This is a genomic window from Hamadaea sp. NPDC051192 (assembly GCF_040682475.1).
Lineage (GTDB): Bacteria > Actinomycetota > Actinomycetes > Mycobacteriales > Micromonosporaceae > Hamadaea > Hamadaea flava.
The window spans coordinates 15,537-27,937 of sequence record NZ_JBFBAZ010000108.1 but is presented as its reverse complement, the minus strand read 5'-3'; the positions used below and the strand labels follow the sequence as shown (position 1 = coordinate 27,937).

Here is a 12,401-nt window from a genome sequence, read left to right as displayed (position 1 = left end):
GTGGTCTCGACGGTGTGTCGGGACCGGAAACTCCATGATCAACGCCACGCCACGGCACGCCACGGCACGCCACGGCGCGGGCGCCGGGGGCGGGCGCGGGGGGCGCGGGGGGCGGGCGCCGGGCCGAGCGGCGCCCGCCGGAGGAAAGCCCGGACTACCAGCCGACCGGGTAGTACGCCACTGACCAGCCCCGGTACGAGCCGTGGTCGAGGTACCCGGCGACGCCGACGCCGCCGCTGACGGAGGTGCCGACGACCTTGCCCTCGCCGAGGCTGATCGCGACGTGCCCGGTGCCCGCCGAGTTGTGGTACCAGACGAGCGCGCCGCGCGGCGGGATGCCGCTGGTCTTCAGGTAGCCGTTGGTGACCATGTAGTCGCCGCCGATCTCGGCGGTGTTCCAGCCCGAGCCGCCCCACCCGTACGCCTGCGCGGTGAACGCCAGGCACAGGTTCTCGTACGCCGTCGACCGGTACCGGCCGAACGCCCAGTCGATGGCTCCGTTGGCCGAACGCGCGTTGGACCGGGGCGGCGAGCCGACGTAGTCGCAGGCGTCGGCGACGGTGCCGTCCGACCCGGTGTACACGTACGCGTCGGATACGTAGCCGCCGTTGGACAGCATGTCCCAGATGTTCGTCGTGCCGTAGGTGCCGGTGACCGTGGTCCCCGTCTGCTGGCAGACGATGGTGACGGCAGCCCCGTCGGCGACCGTACGCCACGCGGTGTACGAGGTGCCGGGGCCCGAGCGCACGTTCAGCGGGTCACCGGCGGTGTTGATGGTGCCGGAGGCGTCGGCGTTGGCGACTCCGGGCAGGCCGAACAGCAGGCCGGCGACTGCGGTGGCGACGACGGCCGCATTGAGGAATTTCCGCATACCGATGATGGTGGGACGTCCGCTTACACGATCCCTACAACCGGGCTACAACCCGCGCGGTAAGCGCTTTCCGAACCTGTTAGCCTGCCCCGATGCACGAGACGTTCGAGGTGACTCCGGCCGGTTTCCAGCTGGACGGCCGGCCCTTCCGGGTGCTGTCCGGCGCGCTGCACTACTTCCGGGTGCACCCCGGCCAGTGGCGGCACCGGCTGCGCATGCTGCGCGCCATGGGCCTGAACACGGTGGAGACCTATGTTCCCTGGAACCTGCACGAGCCGCACCGCGGCGAGTACCACTTCGACGGGCTGACCGATCTGGCCGGCTTCCTCGACGCCGCCCGCGACGAGGGCCTGCACGCGATCGTGCGCCCCGGCCCCTACATCTGCGCCGAGTGGGACAACGGCGGCCTGCCGGCGTGGCTGACCGGCAGCCTGCCGCCGACCCGGCTGCGCTGCGCGGATCCGGCGTACCTGGCCGAGGTGGACCGCTGGTTCGACGTGCTCGTCCCGCACGTCGCCGCCCGTCAGGTCACCCGGGGCGGGAACGTGCTCATGGTGCAGGTCGAGAACGAGTACGGCTCCTACGGCAGCGACCTGACCTATCTGCGGCACCTCGCCGACGGGCTGCGCGAGCGCGGTGTGGACGTGCCGCTGTTCACTTCCGACGGCCCCGAGGACCACATGCTCACCGGCGGTTCGGTCCCGGGTCTGCTCGCGACGGTGAACTTCGGCAGCCGCCCGCTCGAGGCGTTCGCCAAACTCGCCGAGCACCGGCCGGACGACCCGGAGTTCTGCATGGAGTTCTGGTGCGGCTGGTTCGACCACTGGGGGCACGACCGCGTACTGCGGGATCCGGGCGACGCCGCCGCCGACCTCGCCGCCATGCTCGCGGCGGGCGCGTCGGTCAACGTCTACATGGCGCACGGCGGCACGAACTTCGGCACGACCGCGGGCGCGAACCTGGCCAACCCCAGTCTCGACGGCGACTTCCGGCCCACGGTCACCTCCTACGACTACGACGCCCCGATCGACGAGGCCGGTCGCGCGACGCCGAAGTTCTGGGCGTTCCGCGAGGTGCTGTCCGCGTACCGCAACGAGGTGGACGGGCCGCTGCCCGACCCGCCCGCGCCCACGCCGGTCCAGTCCCGAGCCTCGGTCACGCTTGCTCAACGGGTACGCCTGACGCAGGTGATCGACGAGGTAGGCCTCCCGGAGACGGTCGCGGCGCAACCGCCGTCCTTCGAGGAGCTCGGGATCGCCCACGGGATCGTGCGCTACACGGCGACCGTCCCGGGACCTCGTGTCGCGTACCCGTTGGTGGTGCGGGGACTGGCCGACCGCGCGCAGGTGGCGGTCGACGGCGCGGTGCTCGGCGTGCTGGAGCGCGACCGGCCCGCGGACCTGTCGTTCGCGGTGCCCGCCGCCGGCGCGCGGCTGGAGCTGCTGGTCGAGTCGATGGGGCGGCCGAACTACGGCCCGCTCGTCGGCGAGCGCAAGGGGATCACCGGCGGTGTGCTGCACGAGCGCCAGTACGTGCACGGCTGGACCGCCCGTGCGCTGCCCCTGGATGGGGCGTTGCCCGCCGTGGCGTGGGACCGCACCGTCGACACCGACACCGACACCGTCGCCGGCAGCATCGTGGACGGACCGGTGTTCCGCCGCGGCTTCGTGACGGTCGACGGTGCCGCCGACGCGTGGCTGCTGCCCGGCGGCGGCAAGGGCTACCTGTGGCTCAACGGCTTCCTGCTGGGCCGCTACTGGTCGGCCGGACCGCAGCGTGCCCTGTACGCCCCGGCGCCGCTGTGGCAGGAGGGCGCCAACGAACTGGTCGTCCTCGAACTCGAACACCCCGCCGCGGCCGCCACCCTGTCCATCCTCGACACCCCCACCCTCACCTAACCCCCCACCCACCCCTCCACCCCACCCCCCCGCCCTCACCCACCCACCCCCACCCCGCATCCCCACCGCATTGATCATGGAGTTAACTGTGGTTTCATCGGTGTGTCGTGACCGGAAACCCCATGATCAACGGGGCGAGGTGAACCCGCCGTGGGGTACGGCCCGGCGGGGTGTCGGTGCCGGACTGTCGGTAGCCTCTGGTAGAAGAGTGCTATCAAACATGTGTTCGGAGAGTGGACGGAGTGGAGTAGCGACGATGACCGGGAAGGGATTGACCAAGACGGATCTGGAGCAGATCCGTGGCGTGCTCGACGGCGGCAAGCGGCCGCGTGTGATGTTCACCGAGTCGGCCGGGCAGATCGCCGGCCAGATCGGCCAGGTCGTCGCCCTGGAGGATCCAGACGCCGGTGACGAGTGGATCGTGGTGAAGTTCGGCGGCGACGCCCTGCCCTTCTCCCCCGCCGATCTTCAGATGCCGCCTCGGGGTGCGGCTGCCCGGCGTGCCGACGCCGTGGTGACGCCGGCTCCGGAGCAGACTGAGCCGGGCGGGCGGCGTCCGCTCGCGATCGGCGAGGACCTCATCGACCCCGCCAAGCCCAGCACCGAGAAGACCGCACGTCAGGAGCCCGCAGTGTCCGAAGAAACCCCCGCCGAGCCGGCCGCGCCGGCGCCTCGTAAGCCGGCCGCGCGCGCCGCGAAGGTGAAGACCCCGCCGGGGTTGGTGGTGACGCTGGCCTACACCGAGGGTGAGTGGACGGTCGGTGCGATGCAGGGCTCCAAGGCGCTGGCCAAGCCGTATGTCATCAAGCCGGCGGAGGCGCTGAAGATGGTGAGCCTGCTCGACGTGCCGGGCGTGCAGGAGGCGGTGGAGCACATTCTGGAGTCCGAACGCGACAACGCGCGGGCGGCGGCGGAGAAGCTGCGGGCGGAGCTGGCCGAGGTCGAGGCGAAGCTGGCCGAGCTGGGCGCCTGAGCCCGCCCGGTCGGGGTCAGGCCAGCAGCACCGCCAGCGGGAAGACCACGAACTCGACGTAGAACAGCTTCCAGATCAGCATGTAGTAGCGACGGACGGCGTCGGTGTCGGCGCCGTCCACGCGTATCCCGGTCAGCCACAGCACCGCCAGCGCGGCGACGTGCGCGACGACGAGCACCACGCCGTTGACGTCCGGCACGCCGGCCAGCCCGGCGGCGATGACGGCGGCGTACCCGAGGCTCAGGATCGCCTGGCACAGCCGCAGCGTGCGGCGGGGGCCGATGGTCAGCACCAGGGTCGAGATCTGATGACGGCGGTCGCCGTCGACGTCCGGGATGTCTTTCATCAGGGCGATGACGGCCGCGAACCCGGCCATGAACCCCACCATGAGCAGCACGTACGCCGGCAGTTCGGCCCGCCCGGTGAGCGCGGCCGAGTAGGCGAGGTAGACGCCGAGGTTGGCCACGACCGCCCGCGCGGCGATGATGCACGCCGCGGCCAGCAGCGGGAATCGTTTGAGCCGCATCGGGGGCACCGAGTAGCCGGTGCCGATCGCGGCGATGATCGCGATCGCGGTGAACAGGTAGCGGCCTTGCAGCCCGGCCAGCAGCAGCGCCACCCCGCCGGAGACGGCCACGATCGCGACCGCGCCGCCGCGGCGCAGCGTACCGGCGGCCAGCGGCAGATAGGGCTTGCTGATCCGGTCGATCTCGACGTCGGTGAGCTGGTTGAGCCCGACGACGTACACGTTGACGGCGAGGCTGGCGACCAGCACCAGCAGCCACAGCGCGGGGTCCTGTCGTTGGGCGTCGTGGGTGGCGAGCACGTAGAGCGCGCAGACCGCCAGGGCGGTGCCGATGATCGTGTGCGGGCGCGAGAACGCCCACAGGGTGCGTAGTCCCGCCGCGGTGGTCCTCATGTCGCTGACTATGCCTTGATCAAGGATGCCGCACCACCGGCTCGCCACTGGTGGTGCGGCATTTTCATCCCCCCGGTGCAGTGGTTGAGTCGGTCCGGGTGGGATGACTGAGTCCTCCGCGACGGGGCGACTGAGTAGGCGAGTGAGCCCCGTCAGTGAGCGCCGTCGGGGATGTGCTCGACGCCGATGCGCTTGCGGAACACCCAGTAGGTCCAGCCCTGGTAGAGCAGCACCAGCGGGGTGAACACGACCGCCACCCAGGTCATGATCTTCAGCGTGTACGGAGTGGACGACGCGTTCTGCGCGGTCAGGCTCCACTCGGGCAGCAGCGACGACGGGAACACGTTCGGCCACAGGGCCACGAACAGCGACACCACCGTCAAGGCGATGGCCGCGGCCGTCCCGGCGAACGCCCAGCCTTCCTTGCGGGTGCCCGGCCGCTGCCCCTTGCGTACGACTATGAGTGACAGTGAGGCCGCGAACGCCGCGACCGCCGCCACGGACAGCACGATCGACGCGCCGGTGGACCGGTAGCTGAAGGTGAACGCGAAGAACGCCACCGCGAACAGCGCCGCGAGCAGGCCGGCCTTCGACGCGACCGCACGGGCGTGGTCGCGGACCTCGCCGGTGGTCTTGAGGGTCAGGAAGATCGCGCCGTGGGTGAGGAACAGCAGCACCATGGTCACCCCGGCGAGGACCGCGTACGGGTTGAGCAGGTCCCAGAACGAGCCGACGTATTCCAGCGGGCCGTTCGGCAGCGGCTTGGGCCGGATCTTGAGGCCGTGGACGATGTTGCCGAACGCGACGCCCCACAGGAACGCCGGGACCACCGACCCGATCACGATGCAGGCGTCCCACCGCCGCCGCCACTTCGGGTCGTCGCGGGTGCCCCGGTACTCGAACGCCACCCCACGCACGATCAGCGCGACCAGGATGAGCAGCAGCGGCAGGTAGAACGCGCTGAACATGGTGGCGTACCACTCGGGGAACGCGGCGAAGGTCGCGCCGCCGGCGGTGATGACCCACACCTCGTTGCCGTCCCAGACCGGCCCGATCGTGTTGATCAGGACGCGGCGGCGGCGTTCGGCCAGGGCCCGGTCGCCGTGGGCCCGCCCGAGCACGGGCAGCAGCATGCCGACGCCGAAGTCGAAGCCTTCCAGGACGAAGTAGCCGGTCCACAGGATGGCGATGAGGATGAACCAGACGGTGGTCAGTTCCATGTCTTGTCTCCGCCTCAGACTCAGTACGCGAACGCGAGGGGCTGGTCGGTCTTGTCGGGTCGCTCCGGCGGCGGCGTCACGTCCGGCACGCCGGCCTTGGCGTACTTGAGCAGCAGCCCGACCTCGACGACCGCGAGCACGCCGTAGAGCGCGGTGAACACGGTCAGCGAGGTGATCACCTCACTGACGCCGACCGTCGGCGACACCCCTTGCGCGGTTTTGAGCTGGCTGAACACGATCCACGGCTGGCGGCCCATCTCGGTGAAGATCCAGCCGACCGAGTTCGCGGCCAGCGGCAGCAGCGGCAGGGACAGCCCGGCCCAGCGCAGCCAGCGGGTCCTGGGCGTACGCCCACGCCGGGTCGCCCACAGCGCCCAGAGGGCGAACAGCCCGGCGATCGCCCCGAAGGTGATCATGAGGCGGAACGTCCAGTAGGTCACCGGGATGATCGGCGTGTAGCTGCCCGGCCCGAACTTCTGCTCGTACTCGGCCTGCAGGTCGTTGATGCCCTGGACCTGCCCGTCGAAGCTGCCCGTGCCCAGGAACGACAGCAGGCCCGGGATCTCGATCGAGTAGAGCGGCTCACTGCCGTCGAGGGTGCCGATGGTGAACAGCGAGAACGGCGCCGGCTGCGCGGTCTCGTACAGGGCCTCGGCCGCCGCCATCTTCATCGGCTGCACCTCGGTCATGATCTTGCCCTGGGTGTCGCCGGTGACGAACAGCGCCGCCGTCGCCACCAGCACCGTCCACCCGCCGACCTTCAACGCGCTGCGGTACGCCCGCCGGTCGGCGTCCTTGTCCACGTCGCCGGTCGGGCGCTTGCGCATGACGTGCCACAGCGCCACCCCGGCGACCAGGGCGCCCCCGGTCAGGAAGCAGCCCGCGAGAGTGTGCGGGAAGGTCACCAGGGTGACCTTGTTCGTCAGCACCGCCCCGAAGTCGGTCAGCTCGGCCCGGCCGGTCTCGGGATTCAGCTTGAACCCGACCGGGTTCTGCATGAACGAGTTCGCGGCCAGGATGAAGTACGCCGACAGCGCGGTGCCGAACGCGGCGATCCAGATGCACGCCAGGTGGATCTTGCGGGGCAGCTTGTCCCAGCCGAAGATCCACAGCCCGAGGAACGTCGACTCGAGGAAGAACGCCAGCAGCGCCTCGATGGCCAGCGGCGCGCCGAAGATGTCGCCGACGAACCGCGAGTACGCCGACCAGTTCATGCCGAACTGGAACTCCTGCACGATGCCGGTGACGACACCCATCGCGAAGTTGATCAGGAACAGCTTGCCGTAGAACTTCGTCAGCTTCAGCCAGCGCACGGCGTGCGGGTCGCCGCGCTTCTCGGCGCGTACCCAGGCGGTCTGGAATCCCGCCACGAGGAACGCCAGCCCGATCGTGATCGGCACGAAAAGGAAGTGGTAGACGGTGGTGATGCCGAACTGCCACCTGGCCCAGTCGAGCGCGTCCATGCCTGTCCCTCCGCCGGTCGTCCTGCCCTGACCCGTCTGCCGTGACCATACGACCGCCCCGGGTGCCTTGGAGGGGAAATGTGACCCAACTCCGCAGGCCGCAGGTCCTGCGCCGGGTGGGGTGGTCTGACCGGATTCGATGGCCGGGCCCGTCGATCCCCTGCTGGGAACGGGTTCCCCCGTCCCACGCCCGCTCAGGTGGTGCGCAGAATTCGTGTTTGCGCACGTCGCGGCCACAGCCGCCCGCCATGAGCCGATAGTCTACGGCTATCGCCGCAGCATTCTGCCCCGGCCTACGGGCATCGCCGGGCTTTCAGGTGCCGGGCGGGTCATGTCTGCTGCGGCCGGGCCTGGCCGGGTGGGCTCGGTGACCTCCGGACACTCGCGTTCCAGGCCTGGCTGGGCCGGCTCGGTGCGCTCCGGAGGCTCGCGGGCCGGGTCGGCCCGGTCCGGTGATCTTCGGATGTTCGCGTGTCGAGACCTGGCTGGGTGGGCTCGGTGATCTCCGGACGGGCTCGGTGATCTCCGGACGTTCGCGTACCTCACCGGCCACCGGAAAGGTGCTCCGCCTTCCGGAGATCACCGTATCCGGGCAGTCCGGAACCCGCCCTCGCACGACGCGCCTGCATGGCGCACGCCGCGCGAGGCAGCAGCGCCCGCTCGCCCACGCGGGCCCGGCGCGACAGCCGTCCGACCCGCACCGCATGAGCCGCACCGCATGAGCCGCACGAGACGCCCCGGTGACACCGGCCCAGCCCCGGGTGTGCCACGATCGTCCCGCGATGAGCGCGACGACTGCCCCGACCGGCCCCCGTTGGCGCGCGCCCCTGGTCTGGCGCGTGCTGCAGGGCCTCGCCCGGATCCTGACCGGCCTGCTGGCCCGGCTCGAGATAACCGGCGACGTGCCGGCCGGGCTGCGCCACGGGCCGCTGATCCTGGCCGTGAACCACATCGGCACGTTCGACCCGATCGCGTTGTCGGCCGCCACCCGCAAGATCGGCGTACGGCCGCGGATCATGGCGACGGGCGGCCTGTTCCGGGCGCCGATCGTCGGCGCGGCGATGAAGGCCAGCGGGCACATCCGCGTCAACCGGACCCGTGTGTCGGCCGACGAGGCGCTGGCGTCGGCAGCCGTCGACGACGCGGTCGCCGCGCTCGCCGAAGGCAGCGTCGTGGCCGGCTACCCGGAGGGTCGCATCACCCTCGACCCCGGGCTGTGGCCCGAACGGGGCCGCAGCGGCATGGCCCGGCTGGCGCTGATCACCGGCGCGACCGTCGTCCCCGTCGCCCAATGGGGGTCGCACGAAGTCATCCCGTACGCCGACATCCTGCCCAACCTCGCCCGCGCCGTATGGCGGGACATCCGCGTACGCCCGACGGTGAAGGTGCACTTCGGCACCCCGATCGACCTGTCCGGACTGGACCCCGCCGTCCGCGGAGACGTCCAGCGCGCCACCGACCGCATCATCGCCGCGCTGCACTCGGAACTGGTGCCACTGCGCAAAGACGAACCCGACCGGCCCGCGTACGCCGACCCGACCCGGCCCAGCGAGACCCGGCGATCGTTCAAACCCGACTCACGTACGCCGACGGTGCTTGATGTAGGCGGCGACGACCTCCCGGGTGCTGGCCAACCCCAGCAGCGTCCGTAACTCGGCGACCCGGCGGTTCGCGGTCCGTAACGACATCCACTCCGATGCCGCGGCCGCGGCGATGGTCTGCCCGTCGGCCAGCCGCTCCAGCAGGGCCACCTGATCGGGGGCAAGGCGCACCACCCAGTCGTCGGAGCCGGTTTCGGCAGCCAACCCGAACACCTCCCCACCCTCCCGCGCCGCCGGGGGGACCGGTGCCGCCGGCGTGTCCCACCCCTTCGAGGCCTGCCTATTAAATTGACGATCGTTCGGACATTGTCACTGACGACGTACGGATTGACTAGAGGCATCCGGCAACCGGCAGACCTACCCTCGGTAGAACGTCGGATACCCGCCAGGAAGATGGACGTGCGGACGGCACACACCCGACGCCCGCGGCGCGCCGCGACGGGACCGGCCACCCGGATGATCGCGGCCGGCACCCGGTACTGGCATCATCTGCCGCTATGACCGCAGAAGCGCCGCCCCAGACGGGGGCCGCCGCCTTGTCCACGCCGCGGGAGCGGCTCGGTTGGTACTTCTACGACTGGGCCAACTCGGCGTTCTCCACGACCGTCGTCACCGCCTTCCTCGGCCCCTACCTGACGGCGATCGCGAAGGCGGGCGCCGACGCCGCCGGCAACGTGCACCTGCTCGGCCTGACGTTCAAAGCCGGGTCGCTGTTCCCCTACGCCACCTCCCTGTCGGTGGCGTTGCAGGTCCTCGTGCTGCCCATCGCCGGCGCGATGGCCGACCGGTCCAGCCGCAAACGCCGCCTGCTCGGCCTGTTCGCCTACATCGGCGCGTTCGCCACGATCGGCCTGCTGTTCCTCACCGGCGACCGGTACGCCCTCGGCGCGACCCTGTTCCTCATCGCCAACGTCGCGTTCGGCGCCAGCGTCGTGGTCAACAACTCGTTCCTGCCGCAGCTGGCCGACGAGAACGACCGCGACGCCGTGTCCAGCCGCGGCTGGGCGTTCGGCTACCTCGGCGGCGGTCTGCTGTTCCTGTTCAACGTCGTCGCCGTGGTCCTGTTCGGCACCGACGACCACAGCAAGGCCGAAGTCGCCCGCTGGTCACTGGTCTCCGCCGGCGTCTGGTGGGCCGTGTTCACCACCCTGCCGCTGATGTGGCTCCGCGACCGGCCCGCGACCGGCGGCGAACGCCACGGCAACGTCCTGCTCGACGGCTTCCGCCAGCTGTGGCACACCCTGCGCAGCCTCAAGGCGTACCCGCTGACCCTGTTCTTCCTGATCGCGTTCCTCGTCTACAACGACGGCATCCAGACCGTCATCGGCCTGGCCGGCACCTACGCCTCCGAAGAACTCGGCTTCGACATCACCGTCACCATGCCGGTCATCCTCATGGTCCAGTTCATGGCGTTCGGCGGCGCACTGCTGCTCGGCTGGCTCGCCAAGCTGTTCGGCGCGTGGAAGACCGTCCTGGGCAGCCTCGCCGTCTGGTCGGTCATCGTCATCGCCGCCTACTTCCTACCCGAAGGCGAAGTCCTGCCCTTCGCCGCGCTCGCCGCCGCGATCGGCCTGGTCCTCGGCGGCAGCCAAGCCCTCTCCCGGTCGCTGTTCTCCCAACTCATCCCCAAGGGCCGCGAAGGCGAATACTTCGGCCTGTACGAGATCTCCGACAAGGGCACCAGCTGGCTCGGCCCACTGCTGTTCGGTTTCGCGTTCGACCAGACCGGCAGCTACCGGTTCGCGATCGTCTCACTCATCGCGTTCTTCATCTTCGGCTTCGCCGCACTGCTCGCCGTGCCCATGCGGCGCGCGATCGCCGCCGCCGGCAACACACCGCCCAAGCTTCTCTAACATCAACGTGTACGCCGTGTGCACACCGGGTGGTGTGCACACGGCAGCCTGCGTTTACTAGGCTGCCGCCCGTGGATCACACCGGACACGGGGCGTCCTGCCATGCGGCGGGCGACGGCCGACTACGCGACGGAGCCTCCCTGAAGTTCTTCTGGGGGCCGATGGACTGCGGCAAGTCCACACTGGCCCTGCAGATGGACTACAACCACTCCCGGCAAGGCCGCCGCGGCGTCGTGCTCACCCGCAACGACCGGTCCATGAGCCCCCGCGTCACCACCCGCATCGGCCTGTCCCACGACGCCGTCGAAGTGACCGACGACCTCGACCTGGTCACCCTCGTCCGGGAACGCTGGGCCGCCGGCGCCGCCGTCGACTACCTGATCTGCGACGAAGCCTGCTTCTACACCGAGCACCAGATCGAACAGCTCGCCGACCTCGTCGACACCTACGACGTCGACGTGTACGCCTTCGGCCTGGCCACCGACTTCCGCTCCCAACTGTTCCCCGCCGCCCGCCGCCTGTTCGAACTCGCCGACAGCGTTCACCGCCTCCAAGTCGAAGTCCTCTGCTGGTGCGGCCGGGCCGGCCTGCTCAACGCCCGCATCGTCGCCGGCACAGTCGCCCGCGAAGGCGAACAGGTCGTCATCGGCGACACCGGCGCCACCGAAGCCGACGTGCGCTACCAAGTACTGTGCCGCCGCCATTACCGCGCCGGCGAACTGGGCACCACGGACACCGCTCTGGCGCACGACGGCTCGGCTGAGTAGCGTCACCCTATGGGACGAGTAAGCAGCGGTACCTTCGACGAAGCCATATCAGCCTGGCGTCAATGGCAAGACGCACCCTGGGGACGACTGCGGTACGCCATCGCCGCCGCCAACCTCGCCCGCCACCTCGACGAAGCCCTCCCCGGCGGAGCCCCCGGACACGTCCTCGACGTCGCCGGCGGCAACGGAGTCGAAGCCGTCCGCCTCGCCACCGCCGGTCACAAAGTGACGCTCGTCGACTACTCCGCGCAGATGCTCGCCGCCGCGACCGAACTCGCCCGCAAAGCCGGCGTCGCCGACCGCATGACCATCGTGGAATCCGACGTCGCCCGCCTGCCCGACCTGCTCGCCGGCCTCGAACACGACCTCGTCCTCTGCCACAACCTGCTGCCCTACGTCACCGACGTCGAAGCCGCCCTCACCACCTGCCTCGACACCCTGCGCCCCGGCGGCGTCCTCTCCGTCATCAGCAACAACGCCCACAGCGAACCCCTCCGCGTCGCCGTACGCGAACAGGACCCCTCCGCCGCCCTCGAAGCCCTCAACTCACCAGTACGCATGACCCGCACCTTCGGCGCCCCGATGACCCCCCGCACCGCCGACGAAGTCATCGCCGTCCTATCCAAACTCGGCGCCCGCGTCGAAGGCCACTACGGCATCCGCAGCGTCTGCGACTACATGGCCGACGACGACCGCAAATACGACGCCAGCTTCTACGCCGAACTCGAACGCCTCGAGATCGCCCTCGCCGACCGGCTCCCCTACAAACTCACCGCCCGGCTCTTCCACGTCATCGCGGTCAAACCACTCGCCTGACCGGGTCCGGGGCGCGTACC

11 protein-coding genes are annotated in these 12,401 nt (G+C 70.2%); 6 read left to right on the top strand and 5 right to left on the bottom strand.

Going from position 1 to position 12,401, the window contains the following annotated elements:
• Nucleotides 1-154: 154 nt before the first annotated feature.
• On the bottom strand, nucleotides 155-871 hold the full coding sequence (locus tag AB0M47_RS31820; RefSeq protein ID WP_363420578.1) for a hypothetical protein: 717 nt from the start codon (nucleotides 869-871) through the stop codon (nucleotides 155-157).
• Nucleotides 872-963: 92 nt separating this feature from the next.
• On the opposite strand from AB0M47_RS31820, the gene AB0M47_RS31815 reads away from it, so the two are divergent.
• Both AB0M47_RS31815 and AB0M47_RS31810 read left to right on the top strand, forming a co-directional pair.
• Nucleotides 964-2,769, top strand: coding sequence for a beta-galactosidase family protein (locus AB0M47_RS31815; protein ID WP_363420576.1), 1,806 nt, complete (start codon nucleotides 964-966; stop codon nucleotides 2,767-2,769).
• Nucleotides 2,770-3,025: 256 nt separating this feature from the next.
• Nucleotides 3,026-3,742, top strand: coding sequence for a hypothetical protein (locus tag AB0M47_RS31810; protein ID WP_253750578.1), 717 nt, complete (start codon nucleotides 3,026-3,028; stop codon nucleotides 3,740-3,742).
• 16 nt (nucleotides 3,743-3,758) lie between these two features.
• On the opposite strand, the gene AB0M47_RS31805 is transcribed toward AB0M47_RS31810, so the two are convergent.
• The 3 genes from AB0M47_RS31805 to AB0M47_RS31795 form a co-directional block, all read right to left on the bottom strand.
• Nucleotides 3,759-4,661 carry a homogentisate phytyltransferase gene (locus tag AB0M47_RS31805; protein ID WP_363420573.1) on the bottom strand — a complete coding sequence of 301 codons (903 nt, stop codon included), beginning with the start codon at nucleotides 4,659-4,661 and terminating at the stop codon, nucleotides 3,759-3,761.
• 152 nt (nucleotides 4,662-4,813) lie between these two features.
• Nucleotides 4,814-5,881 (bottom strand): cytochrome d ubiquinol oxidase subunit II, encoded by a 1,068-nt coding sequence (cydB, locus tag AB0M47_RS31800; protein WP_363420572.1) that lies wholly within the window; start codon nucleotides 5,879-5,881, stop codon nucleotides 4,814-4,816.
• A gap of 20 nt (nucleotides 5,882-5,901) precedes the next feature.
• Nucleotides 5,902-7,344 (bottom strand): cytochrome ubiquinol oxidase subunit I, encoded by a 1,443-nt coding sequence (locus AB0M47_RS31795; protein WP_363420570.1) that lies wholly within the window; start codon nucleotides 7,342-7,344, stop codon nucleotides 5,902-5,904.
• A 782-nt stretch (nucleotides 7,345-8,126) separates the two neighbouring features.
• Here AB0M47_RS31795 and AB0M47_RS31790 point away from each other — a divergent pair.
• Complete coding sequence (locus AB0M47_RS31790) at nucleotides 8,127-8,996, top strand: lysophospholipid acyltransferase family protein (protein WP_363420568.1); 870 nt, start codon at nucleotides 8,127-8,129, stop codon at nucleotides 8,994-8,996.
• Here the strand turns inward: AB0M47_RS31790 and AB0M47_RS31785 are convergent.
• Nucleotides 8,922-9,158: a hypothetical protein gene (locus AB0M47_RS31785; RefSeq protein ID WP_363420566.1), complete on the bottom strand. Its 237-nt coding sequence runs from the start codon at nucleotides 9,156-9,158 to the stop codon at nucleotides 8,922-8,924. The genes AB0M47_RS31790 and AB0M47_RS31785 overlap by 75 nt on opposite strands.
• A gap of 284 nt (nucleotides 9,159-9,442) precedes the next feature.
• On the opposite strand from AB0M47_RS31785, the gene AB0M47_RS31780 reads away from it, so the two are divergent.
• The 3 genes from AB0M47_RS31780 (at nucleotide 9,443) to AB0M47_RS31770 (ending at nucleotide 12,381) form a co-directional block, all read left to right on the top strand.
• Entirely contained in the window at nucleotides 9,443-10,798 is a 1,356-nt protein-coding gene (locus AB0M47_RS31780; protein ID WP_363420564.1) for an MFS transporter, read from the top strand.
• A 140-nt stretch (nucleotides 10,799-10,938) separates the two neighbouring features.
• Nucleotides 10,939-11,565 (top strand): thymidine kinase, encoded by a 627-nt coding sequence (locus AB0M47_RS31775; RefSeq protein WP_363420582.1) that lies wholly within the window; start codon nucleotides 10,939-10,941, stop codon nucleotides 11,563-11,565.
• 9 nt (nucleotides 11,566-11,574) lie between these two features.
• Nucleotides 11,575-12,381 carry a methyltransferase domain-containing protein gene (locus tag AB0M47_RS31770; RefSeq protein ID WP_253750598.1) on the top strand — a complete coding sequence of 269 codons (807 nt, stop codon included), beginning with the start codon at nucleotides 11,575-11,577 and terminating at the stop codon, nucleotides 12,379-12,381.
• Nucleotides 12,382-12,401: the final 20 nt, after the last annotated feature.